The 24,524-nt window shown below is 39.3% G+C and carries 18 protein-coding genes; 7 read left to right on the top strand and 11 right to left on the bottom strand.

What is annotated here, in order from left to right; all coding sequences use genetic code 11:
* Positions 1 to 110: 110 nt before the first annotated feature.
* The 4 genes from GGG_RS0103770 to GGG_RS0103755 all read right to left on the bottom strand — a co-directional run bounded on the left by GGG_RS0103770 (position 111) and on the right by GGG_RS0103755 (position 5,246).
* Positions 111 to 2,078 (bottom strand): BCCT family transporter, encoded by a 1,968-nt coding sequence (locus GGG_RS0103770; protein ID WP_010112384.1) that lies wholly within the window; start codon positions 2,076 to 2,078, stop codon positions 111 to 113.
* Positions 2,079 to 2,324: 246 nt separating this feature from the next.
* Positions 2,325 to 3,005, bottom strand: coding sequence for an ion channel (locus tag GGG_RS0103765; protein ID WP_010112382.1), 681 nt, complete (start codon positions 3,003 to 3,005; stop codon positions 2,325 to 2,327).
* A gap of 188 nt (positions 3,006 to 3,193) precedes the next feature.
* Positions 3,194 to 4,909 carry a cation acetate symporter gene (locus GGG_RS0103760; RefSeq protein WP_010112380.1) on the bottom strand — a complete coding sequence of 572 codons (1,716 nt, stop codon included), beginning with the start codon at positions 4,907 to 4,909 and terminating at the stop codon, positions 3,194 to 3,196.
* 1 nt (position 4,910) lies between these two features.
* Positions 4,911 to 5,246, bottom strand: coding sequence for a DUF485 domain-containing protein (locus GGG_RS0103755; RefSeq protein WP_010112378.1), 336 nt, complete (start codon positions 5,244 to 5,246; stop codon positions 4,911 to 4,913).
* A 186-nt stretch (positions 5,247 to 5,432) separates the two neighbouring features.
* On the opposite strand from GGG_RS0103755, the gene GGG_RS0103750 reads away from it, so the two are divergent.
* Entirely contained in the window at positions 5,433 to 8,924 is a 3,492-nt protein-coding gene (locus GGG_RS0103750; protein WP_010112377.1) for a PAS domain-containing hybrid sensor histidine kinase/response regulator, read from the top strand.
* A 441-nt stretch (positions 8,925 to 9,365) separates the two neighbouring features.
* A complete protein-coding gene (locus tag GGG_RS0103745; RefSeq protein WP_010112376.1) occupies positions 9,366 to 10,133 on the top strand; it encodes a hypothetical protein in 768 nt (255 codons plus the stop codon).
* Between the two features lie 73 nt (positions 10,134 to 10,206).
* Here the strand turns inward: GGG_RS0103745 and GGG_RS0103740 are convergent, their stop codons facing one another.
* Complete coding sequence (locus GGG_RS0103740) at positions 10,207 to 10,860, bottom strand: response regulator transcription factor (protein WP_010112375.1); 654 nt, start codon at positions 10,858 to 10,860, stop codon at positions 10,207 to 10,209.
* 378 nt (positions 10,861 to 11,238) lie between these two features.
* On the opposite strand from GGG_RS0103740, the gene msuE reads away from it, so the two are divergent.
* The 4 genes from msuE (at position 11,239) to GGG_RS0103720 (ending at position 16,020) form a co-directional block, all read left to right on the top strand.
* Positions 11,239 to 11,976 (top strand): FMN reductase, encoded by a 738-nt coding sequence (msuE, locus tag GGG_RS0103735; RefSeq protein WP_010112374.1) that lies wholly within the window; start codon positions 11,239 to 11,241, stop codon positions 11,974 to 11,976.
* Between the two features lie 45 nt (positions 11,977 to 12,021).
* A complete protein-coding gene (sfnG, locus tag GGG_RS0103730; RefSeq protein WP_010112372.1) occupies positions 12,022 to 13,143 on the top strand; it encodes a dimethylsulfone monooxygenase SfnG in 1,122 nt (373 codons plus the stop codon).
* A gap of 305 nt (positions 13,144 to 13,448) precedes the next feature.
* Positions 13,449 to 14,612, top strand: a complete 1,164-nt coding sequence (ampC, locus tag GGG_RS0103725; RefSeq protein ID WP_010112367.1) for a class C beta-lactamase — start codon at positions 13,449 to 13,451, stop codon at positions 14,610 to 14,612.
* A 370-nt stretch (positions 14,613 to 14,982) separates the two neighbouring features.
* Positions 14,983 to 16,020: a S66 peptidase family protein gene (locus GGG_RS0103720; protein ID WP_010112366.1), complete on the top strand. Its 1,038-nt coding sequence runs from the start codon at positions 14,983 to 14,985 to the stop codon at positions 16,018 to 16,020.
* 116 nt (positions 16,021 to 16,136) lie between these two features.
* On the opposite strand, the gene acs is transcribed toward GGG_RS0103720, so the two are convergent.
* Positions 16,137 to 18,080 carry an acetate--CoA ligase gene (acs, locus tag GGG_RS0103715; RefSeq protein ID WP_010112365.1) on the bottom strand — a complete coding sequence of 648 codons (1,944 nt, stop codon included), beginning with the start codon at positions 18,078 to 18,080 and terminating at the stop codon, positions 16,137 to 16,139.
* A 493-nt stretch (positions 18,081 to 18,573) separates the two neighbouring features.
* Here acs and GGG_RS0103710 point away from each other — a divergent pair, with 493 nt between their 5' ends.
* Entirely contained in the window at positions 18,574 to 19,545 is a 972-nt protein-coding gene (locus GGG_RS0103710) for a mechanosensitive ion channel family protein (RefSeq protein ID WP_010112364.1), read from the top strand.
* Here the strand turns inward: GGG_RS0103710 and GGG_RS0103705 are convergent.
* The 5 genes from GGG_RS0103705 to prfB all read right to left on the bottom strand — a co-directional run bounded on the left by GGG_RS0103705 (position 19,528) and on the right by prfB (position 24,498).
* The gene (locus GGG_RS0103705) at positions 19,528 to 20,241 is read right to left on the bottom strand and encodes a 16S rRNA (uracil(1498)-N(3))-methyltransferase (RefSeq protein ID WP_010112362.1); all 714 of its coding nucleotides are present in this window, start codon (positions 20,239 to 20,241) and stop codon (positions 19,528 to 19,530) included. The genes GGG_RS0103710 and GGG_RS0103705 overlap by 18 nt on opposite strands.
* Before the next feature lie 21 nt (positions 20,242 to 20,262).
* Positions 20,263 to 21,543 carry a 3-deoxy-D-manno-octulosonic acid transferase gene (locus GGG_RS0103700; protein WP_010112360.1) on the bottom strand — a complete coding sequence of 427 codons (1,281 nt, stop codon included), beginning with the start codon at positions 21,541 to 21,543 and terminating at the stop codon, positions 20,263 to 20,265.
* Positions 21,544 to 21,818: 275 nt separating this feature from the next.
* Complete coding sequence (locus GGG_RS0103695; protein WP_010112359.1) at positions 21,819 to 22,904, bottom strand: alkene reductase; 1,086 nt, start codon at positions 22,902 to 22,904, stop codon at positions 21,819 to 21,821.
* 44 nt (positions 22,905 to 22,948) lie between these two features.
* A complete protein-coding gene (locus tag GGG_RS0103690) occupies positions 22,949 to 23,248 on the bottom strand; it encodes a helix-turn-helix transcriptional regulator (protein ID WP_010112358.1) in 300 nt (99 codons plus the stop codon).
* Between the two features lie 154 nt (positions 23,249 to 23,402).
* A protein-coding gene (prfB, locus tag GGG_RS0103685) for a peptide chain release factor 2 (protein ID WP_138920256.1) occupies positions 23,403 to 24,498 on the bottom strand; the annotation gives its coding sequence in 2 pieces (ribosomal slippage) (positions 23,403 to 24,425 and positions 24,427 to 24,498; 1,095 coding nt in all).
* Positions 24,499 to 24,524: the final 26 nt, after the last annotated feature.

The raw sequence follows: 24,524 nt of genomic DNA, 5'->3' as shown, positions 1-24,524 counted from the left end.
GAATTCAGTCGGGTTTTTTTATTCTGTTGTAGTGACCAGATCAAATCATTATTCCATCATCAAAAGACTTTTAAGCTATGTTGATGAATGAATTATTTGAATAATTGGATTTAGTTTCTAACAATATTTAAGAAATATAAATGGCGCTCATACTGGTCAATGATGTCCTGTAACAAGTCTTCCTGTGTCCACTCCATCACATCGTAATTCTGCCCGCCTTCTTTTAAAAAGACCTCTGCTTGATAAAAATCGTCACTCTCTTGATGTTGTTCATTCATCATAAAACTCGGTGCTACAGTTTGTCGTGCAATGACTTTATAAATAAAATTAAACTCATCATGATGATCTACACTCAGTTGCACACCATCCTCTACTTCTTTGATGGCGACATTTAAATCACGGCGTTTAAATTCAAAACGTACGCTTTCAAAAGCTTTAATCACATCATGCTGAATATAATGCTGTACTTCACTCAAGCTATGCGGGTAATGCATAATCAAGCCTAAACGTTGTTGCCAACTCCGTGGATTTTGGACGGCTCTCGGCGTTATTCTTGCCTCTTGTAAAGCCTGCATTTTCGTGACATCTAAACGCAAAGCTTTGAGCAATCCCAAACACAGCAACAACATAATCAAGGTAAATGGCAAAGCACTCATCATCGTGGCAGATTGTAACGCCCCCAAACCACCGACCATCAAAAGAATAATGGACAAAATCGCCATTAACGCTGTCCAAAACAAACGTTGCCATATTGGAGAATGTTCACTTTTCGAGGTTAAATAATCTGCAACCAAAGCACCTGAATCTGCAGATGTGACAAAGAATAAAATCACTAAAACGGTAGCGATCAGGCTCGAAATACCTGCAAATGGCAGATGAGTTAAAAATTCAAACAGTGCAACGGATGAGTCTTTTTGTACTGCGGTGATCAGCCCGACTTGCCCTTGTTTCAAAATACTGAACAATGCAGCATTGCCCATAAAACCCATCCAAATCAGGGTAAAACCTGTCGGAATAAGTAATACACCCACAATAAATTCACGAATCGTACGTCCTTTAGACACTCGAGCGATAAACATTCCCACAAATGGTGACCAAGAAATCCACCATGCCCAGTACATAATCGTCCAACCACCAATCCAACCATTAGATTGATAGGCATATAAATTGAAAGTCATCGTAAAAAGATTGGAAATATATTGCCCAGCACTTTGAATCGTCGCTTGTAAAATATAAATACTTGAACTCGCTAGAAATACAAAACCGAGCAGCAACAAAGCCAAAATTAAATTCAGTTCAGAAAGACGTTTAATGCCTTTATCTAATCCAAGAAATACCGATAAAGATGCTAAAATACTCACGAAAACAATCAGAAGAATTTGGGTCGTGATACTATTTTCCCAACCAAATAAATAATTCAAACCTGAGTTAATTTGGGTTACACCAAAGCCTAACGTTGTGGCTACACCAAATACCGTTCCGATGGTGGCAAAGGTATCAACAGCATCCCCTATTGGCCCATAGATCCGTTGACCAATGATTGGATATAAACCTGAACGTACTTTAAGTGGCAAATTATAGCGAAAAGTAAAATAGGCCAAAGTTAGACCAACAATGGCATAAATCGCCCAAGCATGCAGTCCCCAATGGAAAAACGTGATCCTCATGGCTTGTTGAGCTGCTTGAATGGTTTGCGGATCACCCGTAGGTGGGCTGACATAATGCATAATCGGCTCGGCCACGCCGAAGAACATCAAGCCAATTCCCATACCTGCGGTAAACAACATCGCAAACCATGATCCATTGCCATATTCAGGTTGGCTATGATCGGGGCCAAGCTTGATTTTGCCCATATCAGACAAGGCAATAACGATCAAAACGATCAGAAAAACTGCAACTGACAATACATAGAACCAACTAAATGACGTGGTAATCCATTGGGTCATTTGTTGGGTCATTAATTCAAAAGCATTTGGTGCAAAAATCACAATTGCTAGAAAAAGTGCAATAATTCCAACCGTACTTAAGAAAACATTTGGATTCACATTGGCAAACCAAGCTGTTTTTTTGGAAGGCATATTTCCTCCAGATTTTTATATTCGATGGATAGACTATTTAAAGTCGAAGAAGGCGTTCACAGATGTGAAAAAAGACGAACCCTGTAGAACAGCGATTAGATTCGGGTTCAATTGTAATTTAAATGACAATTTTCAGCAGTTTAGTAAATGTAACAAGATCATAACATTGGCCTTTACAGGCCATCCATCAATGTTTAGGTTTATCGCTTTCCGCATATTTGGCAATACGTTCCGTACTGACAACCTTTAATCTTTCGGTCGAATTTCGATATATTGCAGTGCAACCATACGAGAGACGATTAAAGCAAAATACATCACGCCACCAAACATTTGTAACATTGCAACCACACGTGCCGCAGGTGCAATGGGCATCAAATCCGACAGACCTGTTGCAGATTGCAAACTAAAACTTAGGAATAGCAGGTCTAACCATGTTTGATAATCAGAAACATTGTTAGGATTTTGGAAACTTTGTGGAACCAACAATTGGCAAATACTGTATATAAAAGCAAATCCCCATGAGATTAGGGTAAAAACAGCACCTGCAGCGAATAACTCATCTTTGGTTAAATATCGGTCTGCAAACATATAACGTATCAGGCCATATGCTGCACAGAAATAAGCAGCAGCCTCAAAACAATGGGTAATTACCTGTAAAGTCAGCGAATGAAACCCGATTAACATTAAAAAAGACAGGAAAAAAGCGCCTAACACAAAGGTTAAACCTAGCACTGTAAATGTCGGTGTTTGACGAATTACTTTAGCAATAATCAATAATGCCAAGACGCCCAACAACCATGTGAGAATTTGATAACTTATACTGTCATTAATAAAGACAGATAAAATAAGGATCAGTAATTGCACCAATAACAGCCATGCAGAAGGTAATAATTTAAAGCCTTGCCAAAATTCGATCACTGGACGCATATTTTTAGATTCTGTTTGTTTTTATCGGATAAGAAACTAACATATTTAACCCGCTTCATAAATCATTTTGATTACTGTTGATAATTGAAAATAAGGGATACTTTAGAAAATGTAACGATTGCAGATAAATACCCATAAAAAAAACACCTCCGAAGAGGTGTTTTTCATAGCGTGATCTTAAATCTTAATTAGTGATCAGAAGCGCCAGAGATACCAATACCTGTTTGTGAACGTACATACTGTGCATCAAATGCTTTGCGCTCAGCTTCAGCACGTGCTGATTTATCAGTCACAGAGAAGAACCAACAGCAGAAGAATGCAAGTGGCATAGCGAAGATCGCTGGACCATTGAATGGGTTAATTGGTGTGTCAGAGATTTTTAATGTATCTACCCAAACTGCTTTAGATAAGATAATTAATACCACTGCTGTTAATAGACCTGCTAAACCACCAATCACCGCACCACGTGTGGTTAAACCTTTCCAGAACATTGAAAGAACAAGGATTGGGAAGTTCGCACATGCCGCAACAGAGAATGCTAAACCAACCATGAATGCAACGTTTTGTTTCTCGAACAAAATACCCAAGATCATAGCGAAAATAGCAAGACCTAAAGTTGCGATCTTAGACATACGTAATTCAGATTCAGGAGTCGTTTGACCTTTCTTAAATACGTTTGCATACAAGTCATGAGAGATTGCTGATGCACCTGACAATGTCAAACCAGCAACAACTGCAAGAATTGTTGCGAATGCAACTGCTGAAATGAAGCCCATGAACAAGTCACCGCCTACAGCATCTGCAAGGTGAACCGCAGCCATGTTGTTACCACCAACAAGTTCTAACTTGCCAGTGACAGCCATTTTAGCAACATCGATGAATTGTGGGTTGTTTGAGACGAAAAGGATCGCACCGAAACCAATGATGAAAGTTAATAAGTAGAAATAACCAATAAAGCCTGTTGCAACTACAACTGATTTACGTGCTTCTTTCGCATCTTTAACCGTAAAGAAACGCATAAGAATATGAGGTAAACCTGCTGTACCAAACATTAACGCTAGACCTAACGATAATGCATCCAGTGGATTGGCAGCCAATTTACCTGGTCCCATGATTTCTGAAGCTTTCTCATAGCTCACTTCATGTACTTTAGCAAAGACATCAATAGACTGTTTGAACATTTCAGAGAAACTATAACCAACAGAATGCATCACCATGAATGCCATGAAAGTTGCACCTGAAAGCAACATTACTGCTTTAATGATCTGTACCCAAGTGGTCGCCAACATCCCACCGAAGATTACATAAGCCATCATCAGAAGACCAACGATCACAACTGCGATATTGTAGTTCAAACCGAAAAGTAATTTGATCAGCTGACCCGCACCTACCATTTGTGCGATCAGATAAAAAGCAACAACAACCAGTGAGCTGATTGCTGCAAGTGTACGTACTGGTTTTTCTTCCAAACGGAAAGAAACCACATCAGATAAATTATATTTACCTAGGTTACGTAAACGTTCAGCAACCAAGAACAATACGATCGGCCAACCTACCATGAAGCCTAGTGAATAAAGCAAGCCATCAAAACCTGAGCTAAACACCATTGCGGAAATACCGAGGAACGATGCTGCTGACATATAGTCACCTGCAATCGCCAAGCCATTTTGGAAACCTGAGATACCACCACCCGCAGTATAGAAATCCTGAGTACTCGTGGTTTGTTTTGCTGCCCATTTGGTAATGAATAATGTTAAGCCAACAAAAATGGCAAACATAATAATCGCATGCCAATTCGTCGCTTGTTGTTCAGCAGCACCTAAATCAGGGCTTGCTTGAGCAAGCGTAGAAAGCAGTGCAGTAGATGCAAGAGCTGCTTTAGTTTTTAAAGAGTTCCATTTCATCTTAGTGCATCCCTTTTTCATGTGCGATTGCTTCAACTTCTTTCATGGCATCTTCAGTTAATTGATCCAATTTATTATTGGCAATATATGAATACACACCACATAGAACAAACGACAACACAATAATGCTCAACCCCAGAGGAATACCCCAAGTTGTAACGCCACCTGGTGTCACTGTGGTGAGTAAAAATTCCTTGTTGTAACCCACTAAAAGCATAAATCCAACGTAAACAAACAACATGATTGCAGTAAGTGTCCAGCTTAATTTACTTTTCTTAGCAACCATTTCTTTGAATTTTGGATTGTGTAGAATCGCATCTACCTGTCTCTCATCCATAACCATACTCCTTGTATAAGCGACCAGAACGCTGGTTGCTTTTTTTAATCATTCTTTACAAGGCTAAAAGTAACAATGTTGTAGGGTTCTCGTAACTTAGACTTTGGTCGTTAAATTTTGATCAAAATGAATGAGTCAGTTCATTGATGCGTTATGATAGAGCCAGATTTTTATACGCTCATCCTTATGAACAGTTGGTTAATTATAGGGGTTCTGGCCCTTTACATCTTAATTCTCTTCGTTTGTGCCTTCTTTGGGGAGAAGCATGCAAGTCGATTAAGTACGCGCGGAAGGATGCTTCTCTTTAGTCTAACATTGGGGGTATATTGCTCATCTTGGACATTTTATGGAGCAACTGGCGCAGCGGTACGTGAAGGGATTATTTTCCTACCCATCTATTTAGGCCCACTCTTATTCGTTTGGCTTGGCTATGATATTTGGCGACGTTTAGGACGAGTACGTCAACACCATGCTATTTCATCGATTGCTGACTTTGTTGCAGCACGTTATGGCAAAAGTGGAACACTTGCTTCTTTAGTCACTATTCTGGCTGTTGTTGCGATTATTCCCTATCTCGCATTACAACTGCGCGCCATCGCACTCAGTGCCTCTGTCATGCTCAACCACAATACCCAAGTGCTGTCTACCACAACCAATGGTGTCTTAGCTTTAACCGCTGTTCTCGCAATTTTGGCCATGATCTTTGGTACACGACAAATTGCCAATACAGAACAACATGGCGGCTTAATGCTTGCTGTCGCATTTGAATCCTTCGTCAAATTATTTGCTTTACTCTGCGTCGCATTTTTCTTTATTTTTGACCATCCTAAAAATATTATTCAAATATCACATGATGTACAAAAAACCTTCCATGAAGTGCAACTGTTCGGTGTCCCCGATACTTTCTGGATTCAAACACTGTTAGCGGCACTTGCCATTATTTGCTTACCACGACAATTTCACGTCGCTGTGGTTGAATTACGTGATGAAAAACATATCCGTGGCGCACGACGCTGGTTCGCAGCTTATTTAATTTTAACCATTGTCGCTATTATTCCAATTGCCAGTTGGGCTTTACATGCAGCACCAAAATATTTAACCATTCCAGATGTTGCAGTTTTATCCTTACCTATCAGTTATAACCAAGACTGGCTGTCACTTTTGGCCTTTCTCGGCGGTTTTTCAGCATCAACAGGGATGTTACTGGTTTCTTCAGTTGCGCTGTCTATCATGCTGAGTAATGACTTAATCATGCCTGCTTTGTGGAAGTTTAGACTGTTATCTCGCCACGATAAACGCTTACCGCAAGTCTTAAAATTCACACGGCGTGTATGCATCTTAGCCGTAATGCTACTGGGCTTTTTATTCTTCCATTTCTTCAATGATATTGATCAGTTATCGACATTTGGTTTATTGGCGTTCAGTGCTGTTGCACAATTCTCACCTGCTTTAATTGGTGGCTTATATTGGCGTGGTGGTAGTCGTCAAGGCGTCTACGCAGGTTTAGTTGTTGGCTATATTGTATGGGCATATACCCTATTACTCCCAACTATTTTGCGTAGCTTACCCATCGAATATAGCCAGTTTGCACATGAATTTTTAATGTATGGCCCTTTAGGCATCGAATGGCTTAGACCTGAGGCCTTATTGGGTTTTGAATCTTTTGCACCACTGACACATGGCGTGATATGGGCACTGGGTTTAAATATCATGCTTTATATTTGGGTTTCTCGAATTTATCGTCCAAGCATTGCAGAACAAATCCAAGCTGAAAGTTTCTTCTACTATGAAACCAAGCCATTGCCTGCACAAAGCACATCGACTGATATTAATTATCTACACCATGATGTTGCTAAATTAAAAGTCGGTGATCTGATTGCACTAGCAAAACGTATTACTGGCGAAGGGCCAACCAACCATGCATTCCGCCAATTTTGTACCATGAATAATGTAGTGCTGAATGAAAATAGCAGTGCCAATGGTATGTGGTGGCGATTCACAGAACAATATCTAGCAGGAACGATTGGTGCAGCTTCTGCACGGACACTCCTCACCACGGCGATGGTCAATAATGGTTTAGCTTTAGGGCAAGTTGCCAATATTCTTGACCAAGCTTCACAATGGCAACGATTTAATCAAAACCTGATTATGACCATGATCGACCACATGACCCAAGGTGTCAGTGTTGTTGATGAAAATATGTGTTTGGTGGCATGGAATAATCAATATTTAAAACTCTTTGATTATCCAAAAGATTTGGTTTATGTCGGATGTCCCATTGCAGACTTAATTCGTTATAACGCTGAACGTGGTGAATGTGGCCCGGGTTCAGTCGAAGAACATGTGCGTAAACGGATTCACTGGATGAAAGTCGGCAGTGCCCATGAGTTTGAACGTATCCGTAAAGATGGACGTGTCATTCAGATGCGTGGTAACCCGATTGAGGGTGGCGGTTTTGTCACGACATTTGCGGATATTACCGCTTTCCGTGAAAATGAAGCCATTCTTGAAGCACGTGTATCGGATCGTACACAACGACTTGCCGATGCTTTATCAGAACAACAGCTCGCACGTGAACAAGCTGATAAAGCCAATATGTCAAAAAGCCGTTTTATTGCTGCTGCCAGCCATGATTTATTACAACCCATGCATGCTGCACGTTTATTCAGTACAGCTTTAGAACAAAGTGTTCAATCGGATGAAGATCGTAAAACATTACAACAACTGGATCGAGCGCTTTATGGTGCTGAAAGTATGCTGTCTGCCCTTTTGGATATTGCACGCTTAGAAGGCGGTTCAATTCAACCCAAACGCCAAGCTTACCCTTTGCACGATTTATTGAGTGATTTGGAATTACAATTTAAGTCCATTGCGGCACAGCGTGATATTCAATTGCATGTACATGATGCTCAATTTTGGATTGATACAGATCCACAATGGATTCGTCGTATTATTCAAAACTTTGTTAGCAATGCCTTACGCTATACTGCACGTGGTCGAGTCGTGGTTGGTGTACTACGTGCTGCAAGTCGCCCAAAATATATTCGTATTGGTGTATGGGATACAGGGCCGGGAATTGCTGAAGAACAACGAATAAAATTGTTCCAAGAATTTGAACGCTGTGGACATACCTCACCATGGGGTGAACAAGGCTTAGGGCTCGGATTAGCCATTGTACAGCGGATGACAGGCTTATTGGACTTCCCTGTTCATGTCTATTCTGAATTGGGCAAAGGCTCATGCTTCATGATTGAAGTCCCTATCGTGGAAGCACCTAAAATCGTAAGTACCCCTATACAAGCTGTACCGCTCAAAACCAAAGCTTATAAAATTCTGTGTTTGGACAATGATGAAACCATTTTAGAAGGTATGGCAACACTGCTGACCAAGTGGGGCTATCAAGTCTTTAAAGCCACTGAACCTGAGCAAGCCATTGAAATTATTAAACAAGAGAATATTCAAGTATGGCTGGTTGATCAGCACTTAAATGATGACAAAGAAGGTTTAGACTTTATTATCAATCATCGTCAGGAAAATGTCCCTATTGCATTGATTACTGCTGACTCAGATCCTGAGCTACCACAACGGGTCAAAGACTTAAACGTGGTTTTGCTGAAAAAGCCACTTAAACCTGCTTCATTACGGGCTTGGCTCTCGGGTTTGAAGATTTCCAAATAGTTTGTTACGCACTTCTAAGTCATTTTCAACAAGTGTTTTGATGGCTGTGAAAATTTTATAGAATGTTTTGAAACATTTACCACCTCCATAAAAATCTTTTATGGAGGTTTTTTTTAAGTGAAATAGCAATTTTTTATCTAGACTATGCAAAAGCATTCAAAAATCACTTAAAAAGTAGAATATTCATTGACCAAAGATTTCAAAAGCACGTTTTCTATGGCAAAGAAGATCAAAATAGTAACTATACACTTGTATACTTGGTTACAAATTCACAAGCTATTAATTTTAAAGTAAAAAAATACGAATTTTACGACACATACAACTTTAGTCGTATTCATATTGCATCTCAAATAATTCAAGAATTGAAACATCATAAAACCACGCTTTGATGTGCAGGGATGCAATGTTGATGCGTCATCAATTTTAAATAGGATTTGAACCATGAATATTTCAGAAGCTGTTCCACATGGAATTCATCGAACTCAACAATTTCATCGTCAATATGGTGTAAACGCAATGTTGCCTGTCATCGATTGGCAAGATATTTTCAAACAAAGCAAATTACAAGATGTACAACTACAAGCTTTAAATACGATTTATCAAAGTGCTGTTCCTTTAGCACTACAAGTTTTTGAAGAATTAAAATTTGATGTTTTCACACCCGCTGCCTTTCATCCACAAGGCTTAGGACTTTTTGACAAATTAGCGCAACAAGAAGAAAAATTTGTACAACGTCTTGAAGATGAATGCGATTGCTTAAGTGATGAAGTGCGCCATCAAATGTGGAGTATGTTATTGCGTGGTGGTGCAGTGCTGGTGTTTAAAGCATGGCTCGGTAAAGTAAAATCTGGCCAAGATACGCTGGATATGACACAGTTTGACGAATTATCAGACCTGCTTTTCATTAAAACCTCACCGACAACCTTAGCGCATCGTTTAAGTGTAGATCCGCAAGCAGATTATGATCATATCTTCTTGATGTATGGTAATGATGTCTTCTTAGACCGTTTTAATAGCTTAGAAACCGCTGCTTTATTTGTAGACTTAGGTGTTTATGACGCTGCGTTTTTAAGTTTACGTGATGACCGTGTTGCGGATTATTTAAAATCGAAGGGCTATGTGACCCAAGATCAAATTGATGATTTGAAGTGTGCATTAAACCCATTGGGTTGCCCTGATTTAGTTTCTAAACAAGACTGTTTGGCTTAAGCTTTTCAATAAAAGCTAGACATAAAAAAAGACCTCAATCATGAGGTCTTTTTTATTAATTATTTTCAGTAACTTAAACTTTCTTTTCTTCAATATTCAATGCATTGATTGCCAATACAGCTTGAGTACGATTTTGCACACCCAGTTTACGGAAAATCGCAGTGACATGTGCTTTGATCGTTGCTTCAGAAACCTCAAGTTCATAAGCAATTTGCTTATTCAATAAACCTTCAGCCACCATCATCAAGACACGGAATTGCTGTGGTGTGAGTGATTGAATACGCTCTGCTAAAGCTGTTTCATCTGCGGCACGCGGATCAAAATTCATATTGGCTGCAGGTAAATTTGGTGGTAACCAAATATCACCGTCTAAAACTTGACGAATTGCTTCACCGATATGACTTGGATGCGCAGATTTAGGAATATAGCCCATCGCACCATGTGCAATTGCACGCTGAATAATCGATGCGTCTTCATGTGCTGAAACCACAATAATTGGAAGTGCAGGATATTGCGCACGAACATGTACCAATGCAGAGAAACCAGAAGCACCCGGTAAGTTTAAATCCAATAAGACAAGATCTGGTTCTGGACCATTTTCCAAGCGTTCATAAAATTCATTTACAGCCGCAGTTTCACTAATTTGAGCCTGTGGCAAACTATAACGAACCGCCTGAATTAATGCATGGCGAAACAGTGGGTGATCATCAACGATTAAAATATTCATAAGCGAAGCGAGAGATCTCTAGCACAGTTCTTTCATTCTAACCGCACTACTGCTATTTAGGATACGTAAATATTCACGATTTTTTGGATATTTTGTTTGCATCAGCTCAAATCCCCTAAAGTTTTTAAGCCATTTGTTCAATTTGAGATTTAAATATCATTTTTAAATATAAAATAAAGATATAAAAATGAATTGCTTATTAAATTTTATAATATATTTTAGCTTCAATCACTTAAAGAATTTATACAATCATTATTCAACTGATTTTAGGTTTATCTTAAAAACTGATAATCAATCTGTTTTTGCTTATTTTACAGTGCTGCCCGCAATATAGATTAATAAATGGTATTCCGAGATTCATTTAATTAGGTTGCCAATATGTCTATTTTCACTCAACAAAAACCTCTCAATATCGTTGCAGTTTCAGGCGGTTTAAATAATCCATCCAAAACAGAAAGTCTGGTTCAAGCCATTATTGACGAACTGGGTCAAGCAACTCCGATCCATGTGCATTTTATTAAATTTAGCGAAATAGGACAGTTATTGGGGGGAGCAATTTATCGCAATCAACTTCCACAGCGTGTACAAGATGATTTAGCCGCTGTTGAAGCCGCTGATGCGTTAATTGTCGGTACACCTGTTTACCGTGCTTCATTTACAGGCTTATTTAAGCATTTCTTTGACTTTGTTGAGCAAACAGCATTGGTTGATGTTCCTGTACTGCTTGCAGCATCAGGCGGAAGTGATCGTCATGCATTAGTCCTAGAACATCAATTGCGTCCTTTATTTAGCTTTTTCCAAGCACAGACTTTACCGATTGGCGTTTATGCAACGGATCGTGATTTCACGCCTGAATACACCATCAAAAGTGAACATATTCAAGACCGTATCACTTTAGCTGTGGCACGTGCTTTGCCAATTTTAGAATGGGCGCCTGCCAAAGGTCAGCGTGCAGAAGTTGTGAAAGCCAAGACTGAACAAGCCAATCAAAACTTAGGCATTAACAAACAAATTGAACAAGATGAAGTGCTTCCTTCTGCTGCTGTTCCAAACTTGGATGCTGCCGAAAGTCGCTTACATGCCAAAGTCAAAACCCCACAATCTCAGGTTGCTTAGTTGCAATCGCATATTGATCGATAATAAAAAATAGAGGATTTGAATATGTCGCAATCTCAAACAGCAATAAATAGCGAAGCGATTAAATTTGCGTATTGGGTACCCAATGTCAGTGGTGGCTTAGTCGTCAGCAATGTAGAACAGCGTACAGATTGGAGTTATGACTACAATCTACGCTTGGCGCAAACTGCTGAACAAAATGGCTTTGAATATGCGCTCACTCAAATCCGTTTTACCGCAGGGTATGGGGCTGAAAATCAGCATGAATCAGTCAGCTTTAGTCATGCGCTTTTAGCAAAGACTGAAAAATTAAAAGTGATTGCTGCAATCCTGCCCGGCCCGTGGAAGCCAGCACTGGCTGCGAAACAATTGGCGACGATTGATTATTTAACCAATGGTCGTGTTGCGGTCAATGTAGTCAGTGGCTGGTTTCGTGGTGAATTTGATGCGATTGGTGAACCTTGGCCAGAGCATGATGAACGCTATGTTCGTTCAGAAGAATTTATTCGTACCTTAAAAGGGATTTGGACGACAGACAATTACAGCTTTGATGGAAAATATTATCAATTTAAAGATTACACCTTAAAACCGAAACCCATTCAAAAACCACATATCGAAGTTTTTCAAGGCGGTAGCTCACGTGCTGCACGTGATATGGCTTCACGTGTTTCAGATTGGTACTTCACCAATGGCAATACACCTGAGGAACTAAAAAAGCAGATTGATGACATTCGTGAAAAAGCCAAGCTAAATAATCACTCAGTCAAAATTGGGGTCAATGCATTCATTATCGCTCGTGATACAGAACAAGAAGCCAAACAGGTTTTACAAACCATTATTGACGGTGCAAATGTAGAAGCAGTCAATGCTTTTGGCGATGCAACCCGTGAAGCTGGCGCAGCATCGAAGGAAGGCGAAGGCAACTGGGCAAAATCAACTTTCGAAGACTTAGTGCAATATAACGATGGCTTTAAAACCAATTTGATTGGTACGCCATTACAAATTGCTGAACGCATTGTGGAACTCAAAAATGTTGGTGTTGATTTAATCCTGTCAGGTTTTCTTCATTTTATTGAAGAAGTTGAATACTTTGGTGAAAAAGTACTGCCTTTGGTTCGTGAATTAGAAGAGGCTCAGCAGAATCAAATTGTTGCTAAATCGGCTTAATACATGATTCAGTAAAACAACAATAAATAATTAAAAACGCGTTGAAACTCTCCCTCTTGACTCGGCTTGAGGGATTTTTTTAGCATAAATAAAAAGTATTGCGGCATAATTCAAATCAGATACAAAAACACTATTCTGTCCATGTTCGTTTCTCTTACCCCCACATTCAAACAAATATTAACAATTTGTTTTATTTAATTATTTATTGATTTTCCCTATACATATACTCAACAACATCAATCTTGGAAAAATTTTCTTGCAACCTTAAAATAATCCCTTTTTGTAGCATAAGTGGAAAAGTAGGTATGGTATTTTTAAATAAAACAAAAACGATATTTTACTTCTTCATCGGTGGCATTGGATTTACGACTTATGCCAATGCAATACCTGCAACACCTATAAAAGTTGAAACTGCAATAAATACAGCATTTCAGCCACTCATGAAAAGTTATGCAGTGCCCGGTATGGCAATAGGGGTTTTGTATAACGGAAAAAGTTATGAAAAATACTACGGCGTACAATCACTTGCCAATGCGAAAGCCGTAAATAAAAATACCCTGTTTGAATTAGGCTCAGTCAGTAAAATATTTACTGCAACAGCAGGAACCTATGCACAAAATCTAGGTAAGCTTTCTTTGCAAGACCATCCTGGGAAATATTTACCCGCATTAAAAAATTCAGAAATAAATAAAGTAACGCTCTTAGAATTGGCGACCTACACTAGCGGTAATCTTCCTTTACAATTTCCTGAGCAAATAAAAACAGATGCGCAAATACTTCAATATTTTCAAAATTGGAAAGTTAAAAATCCTATTGGTCAATATCGACAATATTCTAATCCAAGCATAGGACTATTCGGTGAAGCAACGGCTAAAGCCATGAACATGCCTTTTTCCATATTATTAGAGCAAGTGATCTTCCCCAAACTAGAACTCCAACATACCTATGTTCAAGTTCCTAAAGCACAGCAAGGCAACTATGCCTTTGGTTATGATCAAAATAATCACTCGCTTCGAGTCACTGCTGGCGTTTTTGATGCTCAAGCCTATGGTGTGAAATCTAGCCTACCTGACATGCTACATTTTTTAAATTTAAACTTAAATCCAGATCAAGCCACAGCAGCGATTAAACCCGCAATTGTAGCAACACATACAGGTTACTTTAAAATGGGTGGTATGACCCAAGCACTTGGCTGGGAATCGTTCAACTACCCAGCCACACTAAACACACTCTTAGAGAGCAACTCTGATCGTGTTGTGATGCAATCCAACCTTGTTGAAAAAACTATGGTGAATACCGGTTCGAGAGTATTCCATAAAACGGGCTCTACCAATGGTTTTGGAACATATCTCCTTTATATTCCACAAGAAAACTTTGGCTTGGTAATGTTAATGAATAAAAAAATTCCCAATGCTGAACGGATTAAAGCAGCGTATGAAGTGCTCAATACCTTGAAACGAAGACCTTGAAGCAAAAATCTTGAAACAAAAATTTTAAAAAATCAAACCCTTGATGCTGAGACACTCCTGATCTTGCTAAGCTTTTGCTTTTTATGTGGTTTATCACACATAAGTATCTATTGAATGACTAGATCAAGATGACTTGAATGAGTAAGAACTGATTCTATGCGCTCGGCTTGAGGGATTTTTTGGTTTGGAGATTTGAAAATTATTAAATTGCTGGTTTTTACACCTTTATCTGGTTTATTTTAAACTTTAAATAGAGCGCTTAACTTTCTAATTTTATTGTACTAATCACAGAGAATTACTCGATCAGCTCTCCTTAATCATACTTTACAAAGAAACTCATAAAAGGATTAAAAAGGAAAAGGATTAAAATATGCATATACGTTTTCCTCCCAAGTTAGTCGCAGGTGATTTAATTGCGATCACAGCACCATCCACAGGTGTTCCAGCTGCATTGCATCCTCGCTTAGATCTTGCCATCAAAATGCTTGAACAAAAAGGTTTCCGAGTAATCGAAGGAAATTGCTTGCGTGCTGTATATAAAAATAAAAGTGCCGATAAAATATTACGTGCAGCAGAACTCACGCGCTTTCTCACTGACCCAGAAGTTAAGGCAATTCTGCCACCTTGGGGCGGTGAATTAGCAATGGAACTACTTGAATTGATTGACTTTGAAGCGCTCGCAAAAATTGAACCAAAATGGTTTTCTGGATTTTCAGACCTCAGCACTTTACATATCCCCATGACCACTATTTCAGGTTGGGCGACATTACATGGCCCCAATTTAATGGAACTTGCTGCACAACCATTAGATGCGATGACGCATAAAATATGGGATGTTCTAACCAGTGATAGAGAAATGGTCATCACTCAACAATCTTCATCGTTTTATCAAAAACTAGAAAATGATTGGCTGAAAGATTCGAAAGCAGGTTTGAACCTCACAGAGCCTACGCAATGGAAACGTCTTGATGGTAAAAACGATTCGATAGAGTTTAAAGGTCGATTGATTGGTGGATGTTTAGAAACGATTTCAAGATTGGCTGGAACAACATTTGCAAACCTTCCTCTGTTCTATCAACAGCATACAAAAGATGGTGTCATTCTATATTTTGAAAGTTCAGAATTAAAACCTTGTGAACTCACTAGAACTTTACTCAGTCTTAAAATGCATGGTTGGTTTGATCATATTTCAGGATTGCTCATAGGCAGAAATATGGCAACTGAAATAACAGATCCTACCCAACAAACTGCTTTTGATGCCATTCATTCCGTTTTAAGTGATTTGAACATACCTGTACTTTATGATGTTGATATTGGGCATGTTCCTCCACAATTATCCTTAGTCAATGGAGCGATTGCACACATTGAATTTAACCAAAGTGGTAGCACTATTCATCAATATTTGTAGCGTTTATAAATATTGTTCCGTTCAAAATGAAGTTGTTAAAAATTTTAAACGCCTTCATCAAACAAAAACCCAATCAAATTTGATTGGGTTTTTACACGATTATTCAGTTGATTGGTTTAGCTATTTGCCTTCACTTCGGCAATCAACTGATCCACAACGCCCGGATCTGCCAAAGTTGACGTATCCCCTAAACTGTCCAATTCACTTGCTGCAATTTTTCTCAAAATACGACGCATGATTTTCCCTGAACGGGTTTTAGGTAAAGCAGGTGCCCAATAAATTGCATCAGGCGTTGCGACAGGGCCTAATACTTTACGTACCCAAGCAACTAATTCCTTGCGTAGCTCTTCGGTTTCAGCCTCACCCGCTTGTAAAGTGACATAGGCGGCAATACCCTGCCCTTTAATCTCATGCGGCATACCCACCACAGCAGATTCAGCGACTTTTTCATGCGCAACCAAAGCACTTTCAATTTCAGCCGTACCCAAACGGTGACCCGATACATTCAGAACATCATCCACTCGTCCTGTAATCCAGTAATACCCATCCTTATCTCTTCGTGCACCATCCCCTGTAAAATACGTCCCCGGATAAGTTGAAAAATACGCATCAATAAACCGTTCTGGATCACCCCAAATCGTACGCATTTGTCCCGGCCAAGAATCTTTAATAATCAGATTCCCTTCGGTTGCACCGTCCAACTCTTTACCATCAGCATCGACTAAAGCAGGTTGAATACCGAAGAATGGACGAGTTGCTGAACCCGGTTTCAAAGGTGTTGCACCCGGCAACGGTGAAATTAAAATACCACCTGTTTCGGTTTGCCACCATGTATCTACAATCGGACAACGACTTTCGCCCACCACGGTGTAATACCAGTTCCATGCTTCAGGGTTAATCGGTTCACCGACTGAACCCAGTAGGCGTAAACTACTACGATCACTTTCACGTACAAAAGCATCACCCTCTCGCATCATGGCGCGAATGGCTGTCGGTGCAGTATAGAGAATAGTAATATTATGTTTATCAACAATATGCCCTGTACGTGCCCATGTTGGATACTGCGGAATACCTTCAGACATCACCGTGGTTGTACCATTTGATAATGGCCCATATAGCACATACGAATGCCCTGTGATCCAGCCGACATCTGCGGTACACCAAAACACATCATCTTGTTTAATATCAAATACTTCACGGAATGTGGTATTCACATACGTTAGATATCCACCAGTAGTATGTAACACCCCTTTTGGTTTACCCGTAGAGCCTGAAGTATAGAGAATGAATAATGGATCTTCTGCATTCATTGCTTCAGGTGGGCAAATGTCTGTAACCGTCATGATTTCCATGTGATACCACAAATCACGACCATCTTTCATCGTAATCGGATGCCCTGTACGGTGTACCACAATCATTTTTTCAACAGAAGACGTTCCATCAAGTGCTAAGGCGGCATCTACATTTTCTTTAAGTGGAATGGTTTTTCCACCACGCATCCCTTGATCTGCAGTAATCACTAACTTGGCTTGGCTATCGTCAATACGACTCGCTAAAGAATCAGGTGAGAAACCTCCAAAAACCACGCAATGCACAGCACCAATTCGGGTACATGCCAACATGGCAATTGCAGCCTCTGGAATCATTGGCATATATAAAATCACACGATCGCCTTTCCCAACCCCATGCTTTTTCAAGACATTGGCAAAACGGCAAACTTCATCATGCAATTCTTCAAATGAAATAATTTTGTGGCGAGATGGATGGTCACCTTCCCAAATGATCGCAGGTTTGAGCGGATGTTCTTTTAAATGACGATCTAAACAGTTGGCACTGACGTTGAGTTCACCATCTGCGAACCATTCTATTTTAAAGTTGTCTTTGTCAAAGCTCGTATTTTTAACTTGAGTAAAGGGTTTAATCCATTCGAGCTTTTTTGCAGCCTCTGCCCAAAAAGTATCTGGGTCATCTACTGACTGCTGATAACGTTCAAAATACTCTTGTTCATTGGTCCTTGCGGTTTTAACAAATTGTTCAGGAACTGGATAAATTTCATTCATAGTTCTGCTTCCTTGATTTGTCATCTCATCATGAGATATATGCCTACGTTCTTGATTTTATTACTTGCATGTACTCAGTATTACGATAGCGCATTTTGTATAACAATTGTGCTTTGGTCGTAGACGCAAGATTCACTTTAACCATCCGCATGGACTGAGTCACTTGCAAAAACATTCGTATTTTCAATATTTATGCCGTTTTTTTGATCTTATAATGTGTCTCGCACAGTGCCTATAACTTTTGTCAGAAAAATACATTTTCTTACCTAAATCCTTAAACTTGACAACATAACCAAGCAAGCTCAAGAATTTTCTAAGTTTTTATAAAAATGTATGAAATAAATACAACAAATGCTGTATCTCTATCTTAAGGATGTTTGAGCTAATCCTATAGTTTTATTGTGAAATTTCCGATCTACGAAATTCTGTAATCACTACTTAACTTCTTGAAAATTTCAGGCAAAATACCACGATTATTTTATTGGATATTGCTGTGGCTGAAGAAGTAAATAAATTAAGTGAAGTCGCACAAGATACGACTCAATTACTCCATTCTGCAGGTGAAAAAACTGCAAAAACGGTCATTGAACATACGGCAAAATATAATGATGCCTATACCACCATCGACAAAATTATTGATGGTTTTTGGGAACGTGTTCCTTATTTCTGTATTGCAATCGTTGTACTGCTTATTTTTTGGTTATTGTCTAAAGTATTTAAATTTTTTGTTCGCAAAACCCTAGAAAATCGCTCATATACTCGCCAAAACCTCGTATTGGTATTAAACCGTGTCGGCAGTAGCTTTATTATTTTCTTTGGTTTTCTTATTGCAATGGTCATCGCCATTCCTGGTTTTACTCCAGGTCAGTTGATGAGTGCTTTGGGTATTGGCTCAGTCGCGATCGGTTTTGCATTTAAAGATATTTTCCAAAATATGTTGTCTGGTGTACTGATTCTTTTGGGTGAACCGTTCAAAATTGGCGATGACATCATTGTCAATAATATGGAAGGGACTGTTGAAGATATTCAAATTCGTGCAACATTCCTACGCTCACCAGATGGTCGTCGTATTGTGATTCCAAATGCCACTGTTTATACCAGTGCAGTGACCGTGAACACCGCTTATCAACGTCGTCGTTGTGAGTTTATTGTGGGAATCGGTTATGAAGATGATGTACAAAAAGCCAAAACAATTATTTTGGATCTATTGGACAAAGACAGTAGCATCTTGAGCCAACCGGGTTTTAGTGTAAATGTCACCGCTTTAGCCGATTTTTCAGTGAATTTAAAAGTGCAATGGTGGGTAAATACCACTGAAACCTCAACCTCTGCGTCGATCAGCAAAATTCAAGAAATGGTTGTGCATACCTTTGCTGAAAATAATGTGTCTATTCCTTATCCCGTGCAAGAAGTTAAAATTTACCGTGGTGATAATGCTGATGAAGAATCAGCCCGTGCTAAATAGTCTTCCAAGTACATAAGGAATAACCGTTTCAGTACGCAAAATACGGTTGCCTAAGCTCACAGCTTGGCAACCGTTTTGAATGAATAAATCAACTTCATAAGGGATAAAGCCACCCTCTGGACCAATGATCACTGTGCATGGATGATCAATTGCAAAAGGCATTGCTTGTTCAGCATAAGGATGTGCCACATAAGCTGGTAATTGCGCTGTAATTAAAGTTGGAAGAATATCTTCTGTAAAAGGTTTAAAGCGTTTATACAGCTCAATTTTAGGTGCAATCGTGTCGCCCGCTTGCTCCAATCCTAAAGTGACATAATGATCAAGCTGTTGTAAAAACGGCGTTTGCCAATAACTTTTATCTACTCGATAGCTGTGAATAAGAATCAACTTATCCACACCCAGCGTCACTGCATCCATGATTAAACGGCGTAAAACCTTGGGGCGTGGCAATGCCACAATTAAAGTTACAGGTAATTTCTGAGGTACAGTTTCTTCTTGAATCGGTTTGATTTGAATCGAACTTTCTGTAATGTGAATAATTTCAGTTAGATAACGTTTTCCATCACGAATCCCAACTTTTAAACTATCGCCTACTTGTACATTGACATGAGCTTTCAGATGCTCAATTTGTCTTTTGGCACTAATCGTCCAGATTTCAGTTTGGGTTTGACGAGGATCTAATAAGACGATATTCATAAGAAAATTTTCTAATCCTGATTATAAATACCCATCAATCACAGCAATATGTTTTTGCAAAGAACCCTTATTGCGATTTAAAACTTCAATTGCATGTTGACTCAACTGCTGAGCAAAATTTGCATCTTCTAAACAACGCACCAAGAGCTGCACGACTTCATCAACAGATAACCCAACCTTTACAGCATCTGCTTGTAGAAATTCATCGACAATGACTTGGAAATTAAAATAATTCGGGCCAATAACGGTCGGTACATCCAAAACCATTGGCTCTAAAATATTATGTCCACCACCCGGCTCATTCAATGAACCACCGACAAAACAAACTTGACTAAGCGCATACCAAAGCCACATTTCACCCATACTATCGGCCAAATAAACCTGAGTATCTGATTGAATAGACTGGTTTAAACTACGCCTTTGGGTATTTAAATTTAAACGCTGTGCAATTTCAAAAACTTCATCAAAACGTTCAGGATGGCGTGGCACAACAATACAGAGCCAATCTGGATGCTGATCTAAATAAGGTTTCAAAGTAGTGAGTAGTTTTTCTTCTTCAGGTGAATGCGTACTGGCAATGGTGATGATTTTACGAGAAGCTAAATGCAAATCCTGCTTCAACTGTACTGCTTTTTCAATAAATGCTTCAGGTGCAGAGATATCAAATTTAATACTTCCCACCACTTCTGTACGGTTTTGTTGAATACCTAAATCAATAAAACGTTGCTGCGTTGCTAAATCTTGCGCCAATAAACGATCTAAATTTTGTAGCATTGGACGTGTCAAACTCGGCACTTTGCCATAGCCTTGAGCAGACTTTTCAGACAACCGTGCATTGACCAAAATACAGGGAACTTTGAACTGTTTGGCTTGATCAATTAAATTCGGCCAGAGCTCAGTTTCAACCAAGATCAATAAACGAGGTTGATGTTTCTGATAAAAATCAGCAATTAAATACTTTTGATCCGCAGGTAAATAGACGGCTTGAAATTGCGATTCATAAGGTGCTTTTAAAAATAATGATTTAGAACGGGTCTGCCCAGTCTTGGTGGTATTGGTGACTAAAACATGATGACCTAATTTTAAATAATGTTCGATCAAAGGTTGTGCAGCATTGGTTTCACCGACAGAAACACAATGGAACCAAATGCTTTGTTTATTCTTAGGTGGTTGAAATGGGCCAAATCGTTCAAGACATTCTTGTTGATATTGCTGCATATTTTGCGCACGTTTTTTTATTCGCCATTTATATAACGGTTTGACGATTGCGAGAGCTGCGTTATACCAAAAAGGAGTAGCCAAACAAAATGCCCCAAAATAAATTCAATCGGCAAATATAACAGAGCCGTATTCAGTTGTTAATGCATAATGTTGTTATTGAATCACATTGAACAATTTGTTGTCGTACTCAAAACAACATTACAGATTTTCTAATTTCAACCAATATGGGAATATAGAATTGACTGACTTTGATTGTTTTAAAATAAGTTTGTCAAAAATAAAGCTGTATTCATTTTTAAACAAATACAGCTTTTACATCGCAACAAAACATTTAATAAAGCAGTAAAACTGGAAGGTTAAGCAGATAGCTCACTTTCAGACATTTCTGCCAAAGTTGGATAATCAGTATAACCTTCCGCAGTCTGCGAACCGATCATATTTTCAAACACCAATTCATTTAAAGGTGCATCAGCAACTAAACGCTCAAACAAATCAGGATTGGCAATATAAGCCTTACCAAAAGACACTGCATCTGCTTGACCCGTAGCCAATAGATCAATCGCATCTTCACGGCTTAAACGCATATTGGCAATATATGGCACACCACCAGAGCGAGCTTTCATATAATCACTAATGCTGTCATCAGCCAAATATTCACGAGTAAAGAAGAAAGCAATTTTACGTTTACCTAATTCTTCCAATGCATAACCAAAGGTTTCACGTGGATGAGCATCACCCATATCATGCTCATCACCACGTGGTGCTAAATGGACACCAACACGTCCTGCACCCCAAACTTCGATCAAAGCATCAACCACTTCAAGGAGGAAACGTGCACGATTTTCAACCGAACCACCGTACTCATCTTCACGCTGATTGGTTGAACTTTGCAAGAATTGATCGATCAAATAACCATTGGCAGCATGCAATTCTACGCCATCAAATCCGGCAGATTTAGCGTTAATCGCAGCTTGTTTAAATTGTTGGATAATCTGATGAATTTCAGCAATTTCTAATGGACGTGGAACAACATATTCACGTTTTGGACGAAGTAAACTCACATGTCCAGCTTGTTGCACATTACTGGCAGAAACAGGTGTTTCTCCATCGAGTAAATCAGGGTGTGAAACACGACCAACATGCCATAACTGCGCGACGATTAAACCTTGTTTTTCATGTACAGCTTGAGTGACTGTTTTCCATCCCTCAACTTGAGCATCTGTAAAAAGCCCCGGGGTATTTAAATAACCATTGGCTTCTTCAGAAATTACGGTTGCTTCAGAAATGATTAAGCCTGCACTGGCACGTTGTGCATAGTATTCAGCCATCATTGCTGTAGGAACACGATCAGCCGTTGCACGACTCCGTGTTAAAGGCGCCATCACTACGCGATTTTTAAGTTTTAAATCGCCAAGCGTTAAGGGAGAAATAAGTTCAGCCATATTAACCTCATGACTCACTTTTTCCACTGCATGATGAAAAGGATTTAAAGTGAGCTGTGTAGATATTCAATATATTGCTGAATTAAAGCTTCATTGCGAGAAAAATATGACCATTGACCATATTTTTCCGCCTGAATTAAACCTGCCTGTTGTAATACAGATAAATGATTGGACATCGTTGACTGAGAGACATTACCGAGTTTTTCGATATTCCCTGCACAGACACCACGATTAAAGCCACCGCATTGCTCTTCCGATAAAAACTGTTGTGGATTTTTCAACCATTCCAGTATTTGTCGTCGAGTCGGATTTGCCAATGCCTTAAAAATTAAATCAATATCCATCTTAGACACATTCAATAAAGTGCAAAGCTCTGTTCAGCATCTTGAATACACTATATCGCATTTTTTCGATTTTTATATCGAATTTTTTAGATATTAATGTAATTAGCTGTTAAAGCTTTGCTTTTGTTAAGTATTTAATTTACAAACTAAAGGCTTATAGCCCTTGTTTTAAGCTTGCTTCAATAAACTTATCTAAGTCACCGTCCAATACAGCACCTGTATTTGAACTTTCTACACTGGTACGTAAGTCTTTGATACGAGAGTCATCCAAAACGTATGAACGAATTTGACTACCCCAACCAATATCAGACTTAGTGTCTTCAAGTGCTTTAGCTGCATCATTACGTTTTTGCATCTCTAATTCATAGAGTTTTGCACGTAACTGCTTCCAAGCATGATCACGGTTGGCATGTTGTGAACGCTGGTTCTGACAAGCCACCACGATTCCTGTAGGTGCATGCGTTAAACGTACCGCTGAATCGGTTTTGTTAATGTGCTGACCACCTGCACCAGACGCACGGTAAGTATCGGTACGAACATCCGCAGGATTGATGTCAATTTCAATATTATCATCCACTTCAGGTGATACAAATACCGCTGAGAATGAGGTATGACGACGGTTACCCGAGTCAAATGGTGACTTACGTACTAGGCGGTGTACACCTGATTCTGTACGTAACCAACCATAAGCATATTCACCTTCAACACGAATCGTTGCAGATTTAATCCCTGCGACATCACCGTCTGATTCTTCCATCAATTCAGCTTTGAAACCATGACGTTCAATCCAACGCATATACATACGCAGTAGCATTGAAGCCCAATCTTGTGCTTCTGTACCACCTGAACCCGCTTGGATTTCGACATAGCATGGGTTTGGATCCATCGGATTACTAAACATACGACGGAATTCAAGTTTTGCTAATTCTTCTTCACTTGAATCAAGCTCAGCTTGTACATCAGCCAACAAGCTTTCATCATCAGCTTCGACTGCTAAATCAAGCATTGCTTTAGCATCTTCAAGCTGATTAGCTAAGCCTTCTAGCACATTGATAACATTTTCAAGTTCGCCCTTTTCTTTTGCCATTGCTTGCGCACGACTTTGGTCATTCCAAATGGCAGGGTCTTCTAACTCGCGGAGAACCTCTTCTAAACGCTCTTTCTTCAGATCGTAGTCAAAGATACCCCCGTAGTGTTAGACCACGGTCATTTAAGTCTTTTAGCTGGTTTAAATAAGGATTAATTTCCACGAGTTTTAATCTCACATTTGACGTCT

The sequence above is a fragment of the Acinetobacter sp. P8-3-8 genome (assembly GCF_000214135.1).
In the GTDB taxonomy this organism is placed as follows: domain Bacteria; phylum Pseudomonadota; class Gammaproteobacteria; order Pseudomonadales; family Moraxellaceae; genus Acinetobacter.
Note: the sequence above shows the minus strand (reverse complement) of the source record. Positions and strands in the feature narration are given on the sequence as shown.